Source organism: Stenotrophomonas sp. K-6, assembly GCF_056861555.1.
Window position 1 is genome coordinate 459,432 of the sequence record NZ_JBSPUC010000002.1, and the last position, 17,763, is coordinate 477,194.

Genomic DNA, 17,763 nt, shown 5'->3' on the forward strand with positions numbered 1-17,763 from the left:
CGCGCGTGCGCGTCCTGGCTCGTCCAGGCAGGACTCACCGCTTCCGAGGTACTGGGGCACATTCGCACAGAAACTGCACAGGACAACGCGTGTGCAGTTGTGGATGACAGGCTGAAAACCTTGGTGCCCGGGGCCGGAATCGAACCGGCATGGGGTTGCCCCCGGCGGATTTTAAGTCCGATGCGTCTACCAGTTTCGCCACCCGGGCAACGGCGGGCATAGGGTGCCTGATCGCGCCCGATTTTGGAATGCGCACGTGGTCCGCGCGCGCCGCTCAGATCGCGCGGGAGTAGCGCACCGGCTGGTCAGGACGCGCCAGATAGCGATCAAAGCACATTGCCAGCAGCCGCAGCAGCGGCCGTCCGTGCGCACTCGCGCGCACCACGCCGTGTTCGTATTCGGCCAGGCCATCGGCCTGCAGGGCCGCCAGGGCCGGCAACGCGTCGGCGAAGTAGTGCTCGAAGTCCACACCGTGGCGCGCGGCCACTGCGGCGCCGTCCACTTCGCCCTGGCACATCAACTGGCCGATCAGTTCAGCGCGCAGCACATCGTCCCCGTCCAGCTGCAGGCCGCGCCAGACCGGCAACCGGCCAGCATCGACCGCCGCTTCCCACGCCGGCAGGTCGCGCGGGTTCTGGCTGTAGGTCGTGCCGATGTGACTGATCGCACTGGCCCCCAGGCCAACCAGATCGGTGTCGGCATGTGTGGTGTACCCCATGAAATTGCGGTGCAGCTGCCCAGCACGCTGCGCCCGCGACAGGTCTTCTTCGGGCAGGGCGAAATGGTCCATGCCGATGTACTGATACCCCGCATCGGACAAACGCCGCACTGCCAGGCCCAGCAGCGCGAGTTTCTGCTCCGGGCTGGGCAGGTCCGCATCGGCGATCTGGCGCTGCGCACGGAACAGATGCGGCAGATGCGCGTACCCATACACCGCCAGGCGATCCGGCCGCTCGCGCAGCACCGTTTCCAGCGTCTGCGCGAAGCCGACAAGGGTCTGCCTGGGCAGGCCATAGATCAGATCCACATTGACCGAACGCAGCCCGTACTCGCGGCACGCACGCAGGATGTCCAGCGTCGCTTCCACGCCCTGCTCGCGGTTGATCGCCTTCTGGACATCCGGATCAAAGTCCTGCACGCCGAGGCTGGCGCGGTTGAAGCCAAGCTCGGCGAGTACGGCGATGTCCGCGCGCGTGACAAAGCGCGGATCCAGCTCGATCGAGAAATCACGCGAGGCGGCCGTGCTGAAATTGAATCGCTGGCGCAGCCCATCGATCAGCTCACGCATCTGCGCCGGGGCGAGAAAGTTCGGTGTGCCGCCGCCCAGGTGCAGCTGGATCACCTCACGCGTCGGATCAAACTGCGGGGCCATCAGGTCGGCCTCGCTCAGCACGCGCGCCACGTAACCGATGCCCTTGCTGTGGTCGCGGGTGATGACCCGGTTGCAACCGCAGTAGAAACACGGGCTGCTGCAGTAGGGCACATGCACATACAGCGAGAGCGGCCGGCCCACGCAGTTGCTCTCCGCAATCGCCTGGCGCAGCGCAGGCTCACCGTAGCCGTCATGGAAGTGCGGCGCGGTGGGATAGGAGGTGTAGCGCGGGCCGGGCCGGTCATGGCGACGCAGCAGCTCGGGATCGAAGTGCCAGGCGAGCCCGGCGGCGGCAGGCGAGAAGGTATCCATGCCGCCAGCTTGCGCGTGCATGGGCGCACGCGCATTGCGTCAGATCAATTCAGGCCCGGGCGGCCGGCCATCGGCAGGCCGGGCCAGCGCAGCATCTGGAAGCGGCGCCAGAAGGTATCGGCAATGCGCTCGGCGACATCATCGGCCAGCCGCTGCATCGGCAGGTTGCCGCACTCGTCCGTGGTCTGCCGGAACAACGCCAGCCAACGATCGAAGAGATCGCGGTCCAGTTCGTCCATGGCCATGTGCTTGGGCATCGGCGCGCCGTTGAAGCGGCGAGTGCCGCGCAGCATCGCCGACCAGAAGTCGACCAGTTGGGCCAGATGCGCCTCCCAGTCGTGGATCCGCGCCGTGAACACCGGGCCCAGGCGCGGCTCCTCGCGGACGCGCGCGTAGAAGTCGTGCACCAGCCGCGTGACCTCGTCTTCGCTGCACAGCTCGGGCGAAGGGGTCGGCAGCGCGTTGTCGGTGGGATCGGGCATGAACATCCTCGGGCAGCAATGCCCAGCATCGGCGGCAGCGCCTGCCGCTGCCTTGATCAGGATCAATGAAGCCGGTGGCGAAGCCTTCTAGTCTGGGCGCTCGACAGGACGTGCGCACCCGCGATTCCGGCCCCCGGTCGGCGCGAAGTATAGCCGCGCCCTGCCCCTCCCTCCTGACCGTGGCCGCAATGAACGACCTGCACGACCCGCCCGACGGCAGCCGCCGACGGCTGATCCAGCAATGGGGCGCCATTCTGTGGCCCAGCTTCGTCGCGGCCGGCCTGGCCAGCGTGGTGTTCTTCGCGTTCGTCGACCCGCTGCGCCTGCGCGACATCAGCTTCCCGCAGCATGCGATCAGTCGCGAGCTGGGCTATACGCTCGGCTTCTTCATGTTCTGGGGCGTCACCGCCGCCGCCTGCACCATCACCTGGTATCTGCTGCGCCCGATGCCCAGCGATGATGACGATGTGCCATTGGGGTGAGCATGCCTGAGCACCTGTCACTGCACCTGATCCAACCACCGCCCCCGCAGCCTGCCCGGCATCGCGGCGTGCTGCGTTGGCGTCCGTGGCTGTCCGCGCTGCTGCTGGCCAGCTTCTATGCGCTGCCGTGGCTGCGCTGGGACGGCCGCCAGGCAGTGCTGTTCGATCTGTCCGCGCGCCGCTTCGATCTGTTCGACTGGACACTGTGGCCGCAGGATGTGGGTGTGCTGCTGGGCTTGATCGCCGTGCTGGCCACCGCGCTGGTGCTGTTGACCAACCTCGCCGGCCGGGTGTGGTGCGGGTATGCCTGCCCCCAGACGCTGTGGAGCCGGCTGTTCCGCTGGATTGACCAAGGCACCACGCGCTGGCTGCCCTCGCCTGGTGCCGCCCGGATCGCCCGGCACGCGCTGTGGGCACTCGTGGCGGGCTGGACCGGCATCACGTTCGTCGGCTTCTTCAGCCCGATGCACGGCCTGGTCGGCAACCTCTGGCCGCTGGCCTGGAACGGATGGGAGACCTTCTGGATCGTGTTCTACGCCGCGGCCACCTGGGGCAATGCCGGCTTCCTGCGCGAGCAGGTATGCCGCGATCTGTGCCCGTACGCGCGCATCCACGGCGCGTTCTGTGACAGCGATACGCCGCGCATACAGTACCACGCACGGCGCGGCGAGCCGCGCGGACCCCGCGTGGCCGGCCTCGGCGGGATCGACGCGCGGGGGCGCGGCCTGCTCGATCCGACCAGTGCCAGCGACTACGCCTTCCGGGCCGCGCACGAAGCAATCGCCGGGCCGATGCCGCACTTCAGCGCTGATCGTCTCGGCGATTGCCTGGACTGCGGCGCCTGCACCAGCGCGTGCCCGATGGGCCTGGATGTGCGCGCAGGCCCATTCCCGGACTGCATCGGCTGCGGTGCCTGCGTGGAGGCGTGCGATGCGCGCCTGCAGGCCTGGCAATTCCCTTCAGGGCTGCTGCGCTACGCCAGCGACAACGCCCTGCAGCAGCGCTCTCGCCGCTGGCTGCGTCCGCGCACGCTCGCAGCCGCCGGCACGCTGCTGGCGCTGCTGGCTATCGGTGTTCATCACCTCGTGTAATGCCGGTGTTCCCCAACGGCATCCGGAAGCAACCCCGGTCCCCCGACCGGTCTCAGCGTACGCGGGCGCGTGCACTCCTGGGCGGCACCAGTTGCGCACGGCGCACGATGCCGAGCTGTTCGATGACCAAGGCCAACTCATTGGTGACACGTGTTCGCGCGGTGCCTTGGGCGGGCGGTACCAACCGCTCGAGCACACGCTGGTAGGTGGACCAGAATTCCGGGCCGCAGCCATGTTTCACATAGCTGGCTTCCAGCTCGGATCGCACTCCGTCAGCCAAGTCATGTACGCCGTAATCCATACGACCTCCGTGGGACTTGCTCTGCTTCAGGGACGACAGACACCCGGGCGAGATTGATTCACTTCGGGTTCACTTAAAATTTGCACGGTCTTCGCAGTAAGTCAATTACCGGGACTGCCCGCATTCCCTACATGCTGAACAATTCAGAATCTGCGTCCCCCGGGGTTTCATCATGAAACCAGGGTGGTGACAGGAGTATGTCACCGCCCCGTACTGCGGTGCGTGCCAGCGCCAGCGTTTCAGCGTTGCCCGCCCGGCGTCAGCGCAACGGCGCGGAATCGGGCGCACTGCTGGTGGGAAGATGCGGAGCGACAAAGCGCAACAGGCACTCCATGGCGCTTTGCGGGGGGGGGCCGCCGCGGACCGCATCGGCGAATGCCTGCCAGTCTGCCGATGCCAACTGCTTGATCAGCGCGGGCTCCACACCCAGCCAGCGCATGCTCCAATACGGAAAGTACCGCTTCGGCACACGCGCCCGGCCCAACTCGATGATGCCCCGGTGACTGCGCGCCTGCAGCACCCGCTCGTGCACCGCTGATACCCCGTCATCCGGGCCTTCGAAGTACTGCAGGAACCGGTCACCATCGTAGAGCAGCACTCCAGTAACCCCGGCCAGGCTGTTGAAGCGCACCGCATCATCGACCAGTGCGTCGAGATGCTCGGCGGACAACGGACCCGCAACGTCGCTGACATACGCGACTGCACACAGGGGCATGGGACAAACTCCAACGGCTTCAAAGTGAATATGCTGGCACTTTCAGGTAGGTAAATAAACCGGCTGTCTGAAGCGTTCAGAACATGGCGGACAATCGCAGGGAACTACCAACCGATCTTTCGCTGTCTGCCCTCCTGCCACCGTCATTGCGCCGGGGCGGACATCGAACGACGTACCGCCTCACTGAATGCATCCAGCAGGAAGGGTTTGGCGATCATGGCCATGCCGTTGTCGAGAAACGCGGACCGTTCCTGCGCCTTCTCCGCATAGCCGGTCATGAACAACACCGGCAGCGCCGGGCGGGATTGACGCGCGATCTCGGCCAACTGGCGGCCGTTGAGGCCCGGCAGCCCGACGTCGGTGATCAACAGATCGATCTTCTTCGACGAAGCAAGGATCGGAATCGCGCCGTCGGCATCCTCCACGACTTCGGCGGTGTAGCCGAGCTCTTCCAGCACCACCGTCACCAGCATGCGCACCTGCGCATCGTCTTCCACCACCAGGATCGACTGACCGGCGCCCAACGAGACCGGCTGCGCACTGGCCGCCTCTTTTTCGGTGGCGGCGTCATGCACCACCGGCATGAACAGCGAGACCGTGGTGCCCTGCCCCGGCGTGGAATCCACGGTGATGTGGCCACCGGACTGCTGCATGAACCCATAGATCATGGACATGCCCAACCCCGTTCCCTTGCCGATCGGCTTGGTGGTGAAGAACGGCTCGAAAATACGTTCCACCACTTCCGGCGGCATGCCGGTGCCGGAGTCAGACACGGCAACGAGAGCATATTCACCGGCCGGCACGGCAAGCATCTGGCCTTCTTCCACGTCCACGTGCGCGGTCCGCAGGGTCAGCTCGCCGCCATCGGGCATCGCGTCGCGGGCGTTGATGGCCAGATTGAGCAGCGCGCTCTCGAACTGGTTGCTGTCCAGGTTGGCGCGCAACGGCGTGTCGCTGAGCGCGGTGCGGATGCGGATCGTCTCGCCCAGCGTGCTGCGCAGCAGATGCTGTGTCGAGCCGACCAATTCGTTGAGATCGACCGTTCTGGAATCCAGCGACTGCCGGCGGGAGAACGCCAGCAGCCGCTGCGTCAAGGCCGCTGCCCGCTGGCTGGAGGCGGTGGCCGCGTCCAGAAAACGTTCCAGGCCATCCATCCGCCCCATCTCCAGACGCATGCGCACGATATCCAGCGACGACAGGATGCCGGTCAACATGTTGTTGAAGTCGTGGGCGATACCGCCGGTCAACTGCCCGATCGCGTCCATCTTCTGCGACTGGCGCAGCGCAGCTTCGCTGGCTTCTCGCGCGGCCATCTGACGCTCCAGTTCGGCGGTGCGTTCTGCCACCATCGCCTCCAGATCGGAAGCGTGCTGCTGACTGGTTTCCAGTGCCAGCTTGGACGCCGTGACATCGGTGACGAATACATGGAATCCGTCCGGCTCGCCGTCTGCGTTGAAGCGCGGCGAGTAGCGGATTTCGCTGTCGCGGCGGCGGCCGTCACTGAAGGGCCAATTGACTTCGAACATGATGTGCTCACCCGCCATCGCGCGCTCGATCATCGGCCGACGCGTCGCCCATATCTCCTCGCCGAACACCTCGGGCACGCGCTTGCCGATCACCTCCGAGACGGGGCGCTCGAACCAGGATTCATACGCCTTGTTTGCAAAACGATACTGAAGATCGCGGTCGATGAAGGCAATCAGGACCGGCATGGCATCGGCGACCAGGCGCAGCTCGGCCTCGCTGCGCTCCAGCGCCGCACGGCTGTCGGCCAGCGCGCGCATCTGATCACGGACCAGGAACTGCTTGTCACGGGCGCGCAGCGCACTGCGCACTGAACTGAGCAGCGAGCTGCTGCCAAGCGGCCGATCCAGCTCGACGATGTTGAGTGCCAGCTGCAGGTCGGGATCGGCCAACGGACGCTTTTTCGAGCGGGGCGAGCGCAACAGGATGAACGGAATATCCGACCATGACGGCTGCCGGGACAGCGGCTCCAGCAGCACACCGGCACCCTTGGTGACAGCTTCCTCGGTCACCACCACCGCGCCCACGTCACCGTCGAGCGCGTCGACCAGCCCCGATAGGCTGTCGTGGATCGTGGTCCTCAGCCCAGCGGCATTGAGCACGGAGGCGATGCTGTGCGCATCGCGGCCAAACGGCGCAACGATGTGCACCACGCCGGAAGTGTCGTCATTCTCCACTGGTATGGCCCAGCAGATGCGCCGTATTGCCGACGAACTCTGGCGTACCCGTCAGGATTCCCTTGAACTCATTGAGTGGCGCACTGAGCGAAATGCCCTTGCCATCGATCTTCAGCTCACGGATCGTGTTCTCGTGCGCACCGCCGCGATTCTTGATGACCGAGATCGCCTTGCGGATGCGCCCCTGCGATTCGAAGAAGCGGAACAGCACGACCGAATCGGCGATATAGGAGACGTTGAGATTGCCGGTCGACATCGTGCCGACCAGGCCATGCTGCGGATTGATCAGGATCGTCGCCACGCCCTTCTGGTTGAGATAGGACAGCATCTCGTGCAGCTGGAGCATCAACTGCTTCTCCTGCGGCATCGCGGTGACGTAGCCGTTGAGGCTGTCGATCACCAGCAGCCTGCACTGGCGCTCCTCGACCGCACGCCGCATGTTCCAGGCAAACTCCCCCGGCGAAATCTCGGCCGGGTCCACCTGCTGGATCTCCAGCAGGCCCGACGCCAGGTGCTTGCTGAGATCGATGTCCAGCGATTCCGCACGGGCCAGCAGGGTACCGATGCGCTCATCGAATTCGAAGATGCAGCAGTGTTCACCGCGCTCGCAGGCGGCCCAGACATATTGAAGCGCCACGTTGGTCTTGCCGCTGCCGGCGGGGCCGGTGATCAAGGTGCTGGTGCCCCGCAGCGGCCCGCCGCCGAGCAGGCTGTCGATCTCGGCCACCCCGCTGCTGATGGGCGTACCGACGAATTTTGCGTGGTGGTCAGAGGCGATCAACCGCGGGAAAACCTCCAGGCCGCCTTCGCGGATGGTCATGTCGTGATAGCCGGCGGTGAAGTTCACGCCGCGCAGTTTCTGTACATGCATGCGCCGCCGCGCAGGGCCGAAATCCAGTGTCAGGCGTTCGAGCGAGACCACGCCGTGGCAGAGGCTGTGCAACTGGCCATCGCGCTCTTCACCGGTGGCGGTCATGTCATCGACCAGCACGACCGTGGCGCTCTTGGGCGCGAAGAACTGCTTGAGCGACAGAATCTGGCGACGGTAGCGCAGCGGATCCTGCGACAGCAGCCGCAGTTCGGACAGCGAATCGAACACCACCCGATGCGGCTTGATCCGTTCCACCTCGCCCAGGATCAGCTTCACCGTCTCATCCAGCTCCACCTCCCAGGAGTGCAGCACGGACTGCATCCGGCCATCGCCCAGCGCCTCTTCGGCCGAGGCCAGCTCGAACAGGTCCAGCCCATCCAGAGACCAACCATGCGCATGTGCGACTTCGCGCAGTTCGTCGGCCGTTTCGGAGAGGGTGATGTAGAGACAGCGTTCGCCCTTGCTCAGCCCATGCAGCAGAAACTGCAGGGACAGCGTGGTTTTGCCGGACCCGGGCGGGCCTTCGAGCAGGTACAGCCGCCCTTGGGGAAACCCTCCGCCGAGAATGCTGTCGAGCCCGTCGATCCCGGTTGCTACGCGCGCTTTTTGTGTCTGCATAAGGCTGCCAAAGTGGACGGCCGCAGCATACGAAGCCGGTTGTGTAGGCCTCGTTGGTTCAGGTCCGCGAACCTGAATGAGGCCCACAACGCACAAAGCCCGCTTTCGCGGGCTCTGGCTACTTTCTAATTGGAGGCCTGGGTCGGAATTGAACCGGCGTACGCGGATTTGCAGTCCGCTGCATGACCACTCTGCCACCAGGCCGGTGACCCTACGATCATCGAAGGCGTGTTGCGTGCCCCGATAAAACAAGACCCCGAGAACGGGGCCTGGTCAGGATTTGGAGCGGGAAACGAGACTCGAACTCGCGACCTCAACCTTGGCAAGGTTGCGCTCTACCAACTGAGCTATTCCCGCAAAATCAAGCGTGTATGTTACCGAAACCACTCGAAACACACCAGCTTTTTCACACTTTTTTTCACATCCCGGCCGATGCGTCCGGACCGGATGCCCGCGTGCCACCGCGGAGAAAAACAAGGCCCCAAGGGGGCCCTGTCGAAATCTGGAGCGGGAAACGAGACTCGAACTCGCGACCTCAACCTTGGCAAGGTTGCGCTCTACCAACTGAGCTATTCCCGCAGACTTTCGCTTGCCCCGACCGCACCGCACCCTGGGGCGCTGGAGGCTGTCGGCCCCTCGACCTGCGTCGAAGGAGCGCTATTCTGTCGGAATTCCTTCACGTCGTCAACATCCTTTTCGCACCCTGTCAGTGCGCTGCCGCATCACGCCCAACGGCCCGCGGCGGCACCAGCTCAGCCCCTCGCCCCCTGTGAAATCGCCGCCATGCCACACCATTTCCGCATCGCCCGCTTTGCCATCGCCGGAGCGCTCTTCGCGATCGCAGCCTTCGCTGTCGTCGGCACGACCACCCCTGCCTTATCCAACGCCTGGCTGATGCTGACCGACAGAAGCAACATCCTTCCTGCTGAATCGTCGATCGTGTCGTTCGAACCCTACGTCATCAACCAGGGCTCATCGAACTACTGGTTGTACGGCAAAGACCGCACGAACTACTACCACTTCGCACATACGGAGCAGGCGCTCTACGTGTACGTGCCGGTCAGCAACACATGCCCCCGGTTCGATCAGCGGAACATCCACACCTGGTGCAACGTCCGCATCGGGAAGCGTCACTGACCGTCGAAGCCCACAAACGAAAAAAGCGACCCGGAAGGTCGCTTTTTTCGTTGCATCGCATCGGGACGGATCACGATGAAATACGGTATCTGGAGCGGGAAACGAGACTCGAACTCGCGACCTCAACCTTGGCAAGGTTGCGCTCTACCAACTGAGCTATTCCCGCTTGGGAGGCGAAATTCTACAGCCAAATGCCTCTCTGTCAACAGCCCTTACGCATTCTTTTTTGCTCTGGCGTTCTCACGCGCGAGGCGTTCGTCTTCGCGAAGGCTTGGCCACGCGGCGTGCAGGTATTGCAGGCCCGACCACAGCGTCAGGATCGAGGCGATCGCAAGGGTCCAGTCACCGATGTGGAAGACCTGCGTGCCCATCCAGATGTCCTGCATCGGGGTGTGCGGTGCGACCGAGTACAGCAGGCACAGCAGCGCGACCATCTGCGCGGTGGTTTTCACCTTGCCAATCACCGCCACACGCACCTTGGCGCGCTGACCGATTTCAGCCATCCATTCACGCAGTGCCGAGACGGCGATTTCACGACCGACGATCACCGCCGCCCAGACCGCCATCCACGCGGTGGGATGGCCCTGCACGATCAGGAACAGCGCCACGGCCACCATCAGCTTGTCCGCGACCGGGTCGAGGAAGGCCCCGAACGCGGACTGCAGGTCGTAGCGGCGGGCGATCCAGCCGTCGAGCCAATCGGTGAGCGCAGCCAGGCCGAAGATCGCCGCGGACGCGAAATTGGTCCACTTGTAGGGGAGATAGAACACCAGCACCAGGACGGGGATCATCACGATCCGCAGCAGGGTCAGCCAGGTGGGGAGGGTCAACTTCATTGCGTCTCTCTACTCGCCCGCCGCGTCGGGCGTGGGCAGTCCATGAAGGTTAGCGTAGATACGCGCAGCGAGGGCGTCATTGATGCCGTCCACTTTCGCGATTTCCGCTTCGCCGGCGGCTTTCAGGCCGACCAGGCCGCCGAAATGTTTGAGCAGGCTGGCGCGCCGGCGCGGGCCGATGCCGGGAATATCTTCAAGTTTGCTGGTCATGCGGGCCTTCTGGCGGCGCCCGCGGTGCCCGGTGATGGCGAAGCGGTGCGCCTCGTCACGCACCTGCTGGATGAACTGCAGTGCCGGTGAGGCTGCGCCCGGGCGCAGCTCGCGGCCGTCCGGCATGACCAGGGCTTCATGCCCTGCCCTGCGCTCCACGCCCTTGGCCACGCCGACCAGCATCACCCCCTCCACGCCCAGATCGGCCAGCGCGGACTGCGCCTGGGCCAGCTGGCCGGCGCCGCCGTCGATCAGCAGCAGGTCGGGCAGCACGCCGTCTTCTTCGACCGCGCGGCGGAACCGCCGTTCGATCGCCTGGTGCATCGCCGCGTAGTCATCGCCAGGCTCGATGCCGCTGATGTTGAAGCGGCGGTACTGGCTGCGGACCGGGCCCGCCGCATCGAACACCACGCACGAGGCCACGGTGGCCTCGCCCATGGTGTGGCTGATATCGAAACACTCCACGCGCTTGACCTGCTCGGTCAGGCCGAGCATCTGCCGCAGGTCTTCGCTGCGCGCGTGCTGGGCGGTGCGGCTGCCCAGCTCGGTCACCAGGGTGATCTGCGCATTGCGTGCGGCCAGTTCCACATAACCGGCGCGCTCACCACGCACGTTCCATCGCAGCTGCACCTTGTGCTCGGCCGAAGCACTCAAGGCCGATTCGATCAGGCTGGCATCGGGAATCTCACGGTCGAGCAGGATCTCGCGCGGCGGCGCATGCTCGGCGTAGTACTGGGAGACGAACGCGCCCAGCACTTCGTCGGCACTCTCCTCGCCATTGGTGCGCGGAAAGAACGGCCGCGTGCCCATGTTGCGGCCATCACGGAAGGCCAGCAGCAGCACGCAGGCGCTGGCGCCCTGGGTGGCGCAGGCGAGCACGTCCAGATCGGCCGCGCGGCCATCCACGTACTGGCGGGTCTGCATGCTGCGCAGCGAGGCGATCAGATCGCGCAGGCGCGCCGCCTGCTCGAACTCCAGTGCTTCGCTGGCGGTCTGCATCTGAGTGCCGAGCTCGCGCGCCAGCTGATCGCTCTTGCCTTCCAGGAACATCGAGGCGCGGCGCACGGATTCGGCGTAATCCTCCGGAGCCACCAGCTCAACGCAGGGCGCGCTGCAGCGGCCGATCTGGTACTGCAGGCAGGGCCGCGAGCGGTTGCGGAACACGCTGTCTTCGCAGCTGCGCAGCTTGAACAGCTTGTGCATCAGGTTGAGCGTTTCGCGCACGGCGGTGACGCCCGGGTACGGACCAAAGTAGCGCCCGGGCACCGCACGCGGGCCACGGTGCAGCGCGATGCGCGGCCATTGCTCGCGGGTCAGCAGCACGTGCGGATAGGTCTTGTCGTCGCGCAGGGAGACGTTGTAGCGCGGCGAGAGCGACTTGATCAGCTGGTTTTCCAGCAGCAGCGCCTCGGCCTCCGAGCGGGTCACGGTCACGTCCATGCGCGCGACCTGCGAGAGCATCGACATGATCCGCGTGGTCTTTGGCGTGCCGTTGAAGTAGCTGCCCACGCGATTGCGCAGCGCGCGCGCCTTGCCGACGTACAACAGCGTGTCGTCGGCGGCGTACATGCGGTACACGCCGGGGGCGGTGCTCAGGTGGGCCGCAAATGCCTTGCCATCGAAGGCGGGGGCGGAAGAAACAGTCATTCGTTGATCGGCACGTCGCTCAGGACACCACTGACGGGGTCGAATCGCAGCACGGCGTGCGCATCGGTCTCGGCGATCCAGACCGCGCCACCGCCCAACGCCAGGCCAGCCGGGCCATGCAGGCGCCGCGGCAACTCCAGCGTGCTCAGCTCACCACCGCCCAGGCGCAGCGTGCGCAGACGGCCGTTGCCGGCATCAGCGATCCACAGCAGCGGCGCATCCGGACTCAGCGCGATCGCCTGCGGATACTGCAGCAGCGCCGAGGCGCGTGCGCCGTCCTGCTCGCCAAAGGTCCACGGGCCCTGCCCGACCAGCGTCTGCACGAGATCGCCCCGCAGCTGCATGGCGCGGATCGACGAGCCGAGCGCATCGCAGACGTACAGCACCTGCTGGACCGCGGCGACCGAGCACGGCTGTGCGAAGGCGGCCAGGTGACCACTGCCGTCACGCTCGTCGATGGCGCCGCTGCCGGCGCGCCACTGCAGGCTGCGCTGGCCCAGGTGATAGCTCCAGATGCGGTTGTCGCCGGCCATCGCGATGTGGATCTGGTTGTCGGCGACGGCCAGCCCCTGCGGGTGGTTGAGTGCGGTGCGGTGGGGATCGGCGACCGGCCCTTCGATCGGCTCACCGGGGCGGCCGGTGCCGCACAGCGTGTCGACCTGGCCGGAGAGCAGATTGATCCGGCGCAGCGCATGATTGCCAGTATCGGCGACGTAGAGCCATTCGCGCTCCAGCGCGAGACCCTGCGGATGGTGGAAGGCGGCCTGAGCCTGATCCCCATCCATGAAATCGGCCGTGCCCATCCCGAACTGCCGCAGCACGCGGCCGCCGTGACTGCACTCCAGCACGCGGTGGTGACCGGTATCGGCGATGTACAGCCGCTCGGGGGTGACTGCCAGGCCGGTCGGAAAGCGCAGCGCCAGGCGCGGCTCGGGGCTCAGTTCGCGGGCGCCGTGCAGGTCCTCATCGGACGGCCGGGAGCTGCCCTCGCACAGTGCAGCGAGGTTACGCTCCAGCTCCCCGCCAAGACCGACCAGACGTTCGCGCTCGCGCCCTTGGGCATCCAGCAGGACCAGGGTCGGCCATGCGGTCACGCCGAAGCGTCGCCACCCATCCCACTCCGCATCCAGCAACGCCGGGGCGCTCAGGCCCTGGCGACGCAACAGCTTGAGGGACTGCTCGGGATCCCGCTCGCCATCGAAACGCGGCACCTGCAGCACCAGCACCTGCAGCTTGCCCGGGTTGCGCGATTGCCATTGCGCGAGCTCGGCCAGCCGCTGAGCGCACCACACCGAGGCGGCGTTGACGAAGGCCAGCACGACGGGCCGGCCCTGAAGCTCGGCCAGGGTGGTCGGCTTGGCGTTGAGCCAGGTGGCGAATTCAGGAAGATCCTGGACGGGCTGGACGTTCATGCCCCGATTATGCCGGACTCGGCGTCATGCAACCGTCGTGCCACGGTCACGGATGCGCTGCCCACCAGGCCTCGGCGCGTGCCAGATCCTCCGGGGTGTCGATGCCGGGCGGGAACTCGGCCGGGGTCAGCGCAACGCTGATGCGGTGCCCCGCTTCGAGCACACGCAGCTGCTCCAGCGATTCCAGCTGCTCCAGCGTGCCGGCCGGCAACGCGGCGAACTGGCGCAGGAAGCCGGCCCGGTAGCCGTAGATGCCGATATGGCGCAGCCAGTGCGGGCCGGACAGCGTGTCGCGCGAGCGCGCGAAGGCATCGCGGTGCCACGGGATCGGCGCGCGGCTGAAGTACAGCGCGTCCAGGTTCTGCTTGCGCACCACTTTGACCACGTTCGGGTCGAACAGGGTGTCGGCATCTTCCACCGGGGTGGCCAGCGTGGACATCTCCGCACCGCTGTAGACCAGGGCTTCGGCCACCGCGCGGATGCCTTCGGCGGGGGCGAACGGCTCATCGCCCTGCAGGTTCACCACCAGGGTGTCATCGGACCAGCCTGCCTGTGCGGCGCACTCGGCCAGACGATCGGTGCCGGAGGCATGCGCGGTCGAGGTCATCGCCACCCGTACCTCGGCCAAGCCCTGCAGCGCGTCGGCGATGCGTTCATCGTCGGTGGCGACCCACACCTCGCGCGCACCGGCCAGCAGGGCGCGCTGCGCCACGCGCAGCACCAGCGGCTCGCCGCCGAGCAGGCGAAGCGGCTTGCCCGGCAGCCGCGAGGCGGCGTAGCGGGCGGGAATGGCGACGACGAACTCGGCGGAAGCGCTCATGGAGAATGACCTGTACGAAGGGAATGCAGTCAGGGCCTGAGTGTGCCGCACGCGGCACCGGGCCCGTCAACGCTTGCCGAGCTTCTCGACGCGGTCCAGCAGGCTGATCCAGAACGCGGCAGGCAACTCGGCCGACAACGGCACGGCAAAGTGCCATTCGGTGGCGAAGGCCTTGCACTTGACCGCGTCCTTCTCGGTCATCAGCACCGGCAGTTCGCTGCCAAAACGCAGATCCGCGGGCTGGTAGGCATGGTGATCGGCGAAGGCATGCGGCACCACGCCGATACGCTGCGCACGCAGCATGTCGAAAAAGCGCTGCGGATTGGCGATACCGGCCACCGCATGCACGCGCTGGCCCTGGAAATGCGACAGGCGCCGCGCGCGGCCGCCCTGCAATGGCTGCGCGCTGTCGATGCGCAGCTGCATCGGCCATTCCCCGAAGCCGCAGGCGGTCTGCGCTTCGGTGCCATCGCTGGCCTGGCCCATGTTGACCACCCGGAAATCGCAGTCGCGCGCACGACTGGCCGGCTCGCGCAGCGGCCCGGCGGGAATCAGCCGTCCATTGCCGTAGCGACGCTGGGCATCGACGACTTCGATTTCGATGTCGCGCGCCAGCCGGTAGTGCTGCAGGCCGTCGTCGCAGACGATGATGTCGCAGCCCGCCTCGACCAGCGCCTTGCCGGCCGCCACACGGTCCGCATCCACCCGCACCGGCACGCCGGTTTTCCAGGCGATCAGCACCGGCTCGTCGCCGCCGACGGCGGTATCGGTGCTGGCCAGCACCCAGCGCGGCGTCCCTGCGTCTGCGCGACCATAACCACGGCTGGCGACGCCCGGCTTCCAGCCGGCTTCGCGCAGGCGGTTGACCAGCGCGATCGTCAGCGGGGTCTTGCCGGTGCCACCGGCGGTGACATTGCCAACCACCACGACGGGCACCGGCAGCGAATGCCGCTTGAGCCAGCGACGGCGATACGCCATCCGACGCAGCGCGATCGCCGCGCCGTACAGCGGCGACGCCACGCGTGCCAGGAACGGAATCGCGGTGCCGTCATACCAGTACGACGGCGTGTGCGTACCCTTGCCGGCCATCAAGACTGCCTTTCGCGGAACTGCATCTTGTGCAGATGCTCGTACAGGCCACCCAGCGCCAGCAGTTCGTTGTGCGTACCGCGCTCGACGATGCGGCCATGGTCCATCACCAGCACCTGATCGGCATGTTCGATGGTGGACAGACGGTGCGCGATCACAAGCGTGGTGCGCTCGGGCATCAGGCGCTGCAGGGCGTCCTGCACCAGGCGCTCGGATTCGTTGTCGAGCGCGGCGGTGGCTTCATCCAGGATCAGGATCGGCGCGTCGCGCAGAATCGCGCGGGCGATCGCCAGGCGCTGACGCTGGCCGCCGGAGAGCAGCGCACCGTTCTCGCCGACCGGGGTCTGCAGCTGCTGCGGCATGCGCGCGATGAACTCCCACGCATTGGCCGCTTCGGCCGCGGCGCGGATCTGCGCTTCGGTCGCGTCCATGCCGTAGGCGATGTTGGCGCCCACGGTGTCATCGAACAGCATGACCTTCTGCCCGACCATCGCCACCTGGCGACGCAGGTCGGCCAGCGGGTAATCGTCCAGCGCCACGCCATCCAGCGTGATGCGGCCGCCGCTGGGTTCGTAGAAGCGCGGCACCAGCCGGATCAGGCTGGTCTTGCCGCTGCCCGAGCGGCCGACAATCGCCGTGACCGTGCCGGGCTTGGCCACGAAACTGATGTCGTCCAGCGCGATGCCGGTGTCTTCGCGATAGCGCAGCATCACGTGCTCGAACGCGAGCTCGCCACGGGCGCGGCCGATCCGCTGGATGCCTTCGTCGCGCTCGACCGGCATGTCCAGAATCCCGAACAGGCGCTCGGCTGCGGCCACACCGCGCGAGATCGAGGTCTGCACGCTGGTCAGGCGACGCAGCGACGGAATGATCGCCATCATCGAGGTCATCAGGCCCATGAACTGGCCCGCGTTGAGCTTGCCGGCCAGCGCCTCGCGGGTCGACACCCACACGATCACCGCCAGCGCCAACGCGGCCAGGAACTGCACCGTACTGGACGCCAGCGCGCGGGTGGTTTCCACCTTCATGTTCAGGCCGAGCATGCGGTTGGCAAGCCGGGAATAGCGCGAGATTTCGTGCGCCTGGGTGCCATGCACCTTCACTTCCTGCTGCGCGGCCAGGGACTGTTCGGCGGTCTGCGCCATGCCGCCCATGCCGTCCTGGATGCCACGGCTGATACGGCGGTAGCGCTTGCCGACGATGGAGACGATCACGCCGATCAGCGGCACCACCACCAGCATCGCCATGGTGACCTTGACGCTCATCTGCAGCATCACCACCAGCATCGCGATGATGGTGAGGGTATCGGCCACCAGGGTCTTGAGCGCATCGGCGCTGGCCTGGGTGACCTGCTCGGTGTCGAAGTTCAGGCGGCTGACCATCACCGGCGTGGCCTCGGCATCGAAATGCGAGGACGGCAGGTGCAGGTACTTCTCCAGTACCTGCTCACGCAGATCGCGTACGACGCTGCGGCCGGTGCGGGCCAGCGCGTAATCGCTGACCAGGGTGGCCAGGCTGCGCATCATGAACAACCCGAGGATGGTCAGCGGCAGGATCACCGCCATGCGCGGCTCCGGGTTGACGAAGCCCCGGTTGACCAGCGGCTCCATCAACTTGGTGAAGCTGTACCCGGCCAGGGCCTCGACCACCATCGCGACCACGGCCGCGACCATGAACACCCAGTAGGCGCCGGTATACCCGAGCAGGCGCTTGTAGATCGGCCAGACGGGGGAATGTTTCTTGCTCATGGACGCACCTCCGGCGCGGTAGCGATGGCGATGCGGCGGAAGCCCAGCTGGCCCAGAGCATCCTGGGCCGTGACGACAGCCTGGTAAGGCGTGCGCGCGTCGGCGCGCAACAGCACGGTCTGTTCCCGATCGCTGCCGGCGACGGCGGCAATGGTCTGCTTGACCGACTCGACGTCGGTGCGCAGCACTTCCTGGTCGTTGATGAAGTAACGCCCCTCGGCATTGACCAAAACGCTCAGCGAGCGCGGCGGCTCGGTGGTGTCCTGCTGGCTGGCGGTCGGCAACTGCAGCTGCAGTGTGGAGCGCGCATCGAAGGTGGTGGTGACCACGAAGAAGATGATCAGGACGAGGATCACATCGATCAGGGGAACCAGATCGATATGCGGCTCGTCCTGGATCCGGTCATTGCGGATGCGCAT

16 protein-coding genes and 5 tRNA genes are annotated in these 17,763 nt (G+C 66.2%); 3 read left to right on the top strand and 18 right to left on the bottom strand.

Annotation, left to right across the window (positions count from 1 at the left end; all coding sequences use genetic code 11):
- Positions 1–121 precede the first annotated feature (121 nt).
- The 3 genes from AC13F7_RS07490 to AC13F7_RS07500 all read right to left on the bottom strand — a co-directional run bounded on the left by AC13F7_RS07490 (position 122) and on the right by AC13F7_RS07500 (position 2,172).
- A tRNA-Leu gene (locus AC13F7_RS07490) sits at positions 122–208 on the bottom strand.
- A gap of 66 nt (positions 209–274) precedes the next feature.
- Positions 275–1,684, bottom strand: a complete 1,410-nt coding sequence (gene hemN / locus AC13F7_RS07495) for an oxygen-independent coproporphyrinogen III oxidase (protein ID WP_483000116.1) — start codon at positions 1,682–1,684, stop codon at positions 275–277.
- Between the two features lie 44 nt (positions 1,685–1,728).
- Positions 1,729–2,172, bottom strand: coding sequence for a group III truncated hemoglobin (locus tag AC13F7_RS07500; protein ID WP_482999738.1), 444 nt, complete (start codon positions 2,170–2,172; stop codon positions 1,729–1,731).
- Positions 2,173–2,354: 182 nt separating this feature from the next.
- On the opposite strand from AC13F7_RS07500, the gene AC13F7_RS07505 reads away from it, so the two are divergent.
- Both AC13F7_RS07505 and AC13F7_RS07510 read left to right on the top strand, forming a co-directional pair.
- Positions 2,355–2,648: a hypothetical protein gene (locus AC13F7_RS07505; RefSeq protein ID WP_482999739.1), complete on the top strand. Its 294-nt coding sequence runs from the start codon at positions 2,355–2,357 to the stop codon at positions 2,646–2,648.
- 2 nt (positions 2,649–2,650) lie between these two features.
- On the top strand, positions 2,651–3,739 hold the full coding sequence (locus AC13F7_RS07510) for a 4Fe-4S dicluster domain-containing protein (protein WP_482999740.1): 1,089 nt from the start codon (positions 2,651–2,653) through the stop codon (positions 3,737–3,739).
- 52 nt (positions 3,740–3,791) lie between these two features.
- On the opposite strand, the gene AC13F7_RS07515 is transcribed toward AC13F7_RS07510, so the two are convergent.
- From AC13F7_RS07515 to AC13F7_RS07545, 7 genes are all read right to left on the bottom strand, one after another.
- Positions 3,792–4,040, bottom strand: a complete 249-nt coding sequence (locus tag AC13F7_RS07515) for a hypothetical protein (RefSeq protein ID WP_481470115.1) — start codon at positions 4,038–4,040, stop codon at positions 3,792–3,794.
- A 259-nt stretch (positions 4,041–4,299) separates the two neighbouring features.
- A complete protein-coding gene (locus AC13F7_RS07520; protein WP_481470116.1) occupies positions 4,300–4,755 on the bottom strand; it encodes a BLUF domain-containing protein in 456 nt (151 codons plus the stop codon).
- A gap of 143 nt (positions 4,756–4,898) precedes the next feature.
- Complete coding sequence (locus AC13F7_RS07525; RefSeq protein ID WP_482999741.1) at positions 4,899–6,956, bottom strand: hybrid sensor histidine kinase/response regulator; 2,058 nt, start codon at positions 6,954–6,956, stop codon at positions 4,899–4,901.
- Positions 6,946–8,532: a DUF7125 family protein gene (locus AC13F7_RS07530; protein WP_482999742.1), complete on the bottom strand. Its 1,587-nt coding sequence runs from the start codon at positions 8,530–8,532 to the stop codon at positions 6,946–6,948. Before AC13F7_RS07530 ends, AC13F7_RS07525 begins: the two co-directional genes overlap by 11 nt.
- Before the next feature lie 43 nt (positions 8,533–8,575).
- Positions 8,576–8,649: transfer RNA gene (locus AC13F7_RS07535), tRNA-Cys, on the bottom strand.
- Between the two features lie 77 nt (positions 8,650–8,726).
- Positions 8,727–8,802, bottom strand: a tRNA-Gly gene (locus tag AC13F7_RS07540).
- A 146-nt stretch (positions 8,803–8,948) separates the two neighbouring features.
- Positions 8,949–9,024: transfer RNA gene (locus AC13F7_RS07545), tRNA-Gly, on the bottom strand.
- A gap of 204 nt (positions 9,025–9,228) precedes the next feature.
- Here AC13F7_RS07545 and AC13F7_RS07550 point away from each other — a divergent pair.
- Positions 9,229–9,582: a hypothetical protein gene (locus AC13F7_RS07550; RefSeq protein WP_481470119.1), complete on the top strand. Its 354-nt coding sequence runs from the start codon at positions 9,229–9,231 to the stop codon at positions 9,580–9,582.
- A gap of 90 nt (positions 9,583–9,672) precedes the next feature.
- Here the strand turns inward: AC13F7_RS07550 and AC13F7_RS07555 are convergent.
- The 8 genes from AC13F7_RS07555 to AC13F7_RS07590 all read right to left on the bottom strand — a co-directional run bounded on the left by AC13F7_RS07555 (position 9,673) and on the right by AC13F7_RS07590 (position 17,763).
- Positions 9,673–9,748 (bottom strand) — tRNA-Gly (locus tag AC13F7_RS07555).
- 46 nt (positions 9,749–9,794) lie between these two features.
- Positions 9,795–10,418, bottom strand: coding sequence for a CDP-diacylglycerol--glycerol-3-phosphate 3-phosphatidyltransferase (pgsA, locus tag AC13F7_RS07560; protein WP_346470291.1), 624 nt, complete (start codon positions 10,416–10,418; stop codon positions 9,795–9,797).
- 9 nt (positions 10,419–10,427) lie between these two features.
- Entirely contained in the window at positions 10,428–12,275 is a 1,848-nt protein-coding gene (gene uvrC / locus AC13F7_RS07565; RefSeq protein ID WP_121041696.1) for an excinuclease ABC subunit UvrC, read from the bottom strand.
- Positions 12,272–13,687, bottom strand: a complete 1,416-nt coding sequence (locus AC13F7_RS07570; RefSeq protein ID WP_482999743.1) for a hypothetical protein — start codon at positions 13,685–13,687, stop codon at positions 12,272–12,274. Before AC13F7_RS07570 ends, uvrC begins: the two co-directional genes overlap by 4 nt.
- A 46-nt stretch (positions 13,688–13,733) precedes the next feature.
- Positions 13,734–14,507 carry a 3-deoxy-manno-octulosonate cytidylyltransferase gene (gene kdsB, locus AC13F7_RS07575; protein ID WP_482999744.1) on the bottom strand — a complete coding sequence of 258 codons (774 nt, stop codon included), beginning with the start codon at positions 14,505–14,507 and terminating at the stop codon, positions 13,734–13,736.
- A gap of 66 nt (positions 14,508–14,573) precedes the next feature.
- Positions 14,574–15,596 carry a tetraacyldisaccharide 4'-kinase gene (gene lpxK, locus AC13F7_RS07580; RefSeq protein ID WP_482999745.1) on the bottom strand — a complete coding sequence of 341 codons (1,023 nt, stop codon included), beginning with the start codon at positions 15,594–15,596 and terminating at the stop codon, positions 14,574–14,576.
- The gene (msbA, locus tag AC13F7_RS07585; RefSeq protein ID WP_481470124.1) at positions 15,596–17,344 is read right to left on the bottom strand and encodes a lipid A export permease/ATP-binding protein MsbA; all 1,749 of its coding nucleotides are present in this window, start codon (positions 17,342–17,344) and stop codon (positions 15,596–15,598) included. Before msbA ends, lpxK begins: the two co-directional genes overlap by 1 nt.
- Positions 17,341–17,763, bottom strand: coding sequence for an ExbD/TolR family protein (locus AC13F7_RS07590; RefSeq protein ID WP_019183376.1), 423 nt, complete (start codon positions 17,761–17,763; stop codon positions 17,341–17,343). The genes msbA and AC13F7_RS07590 overlap by 4 nt, the downstream gene beginning before the upstream one ends.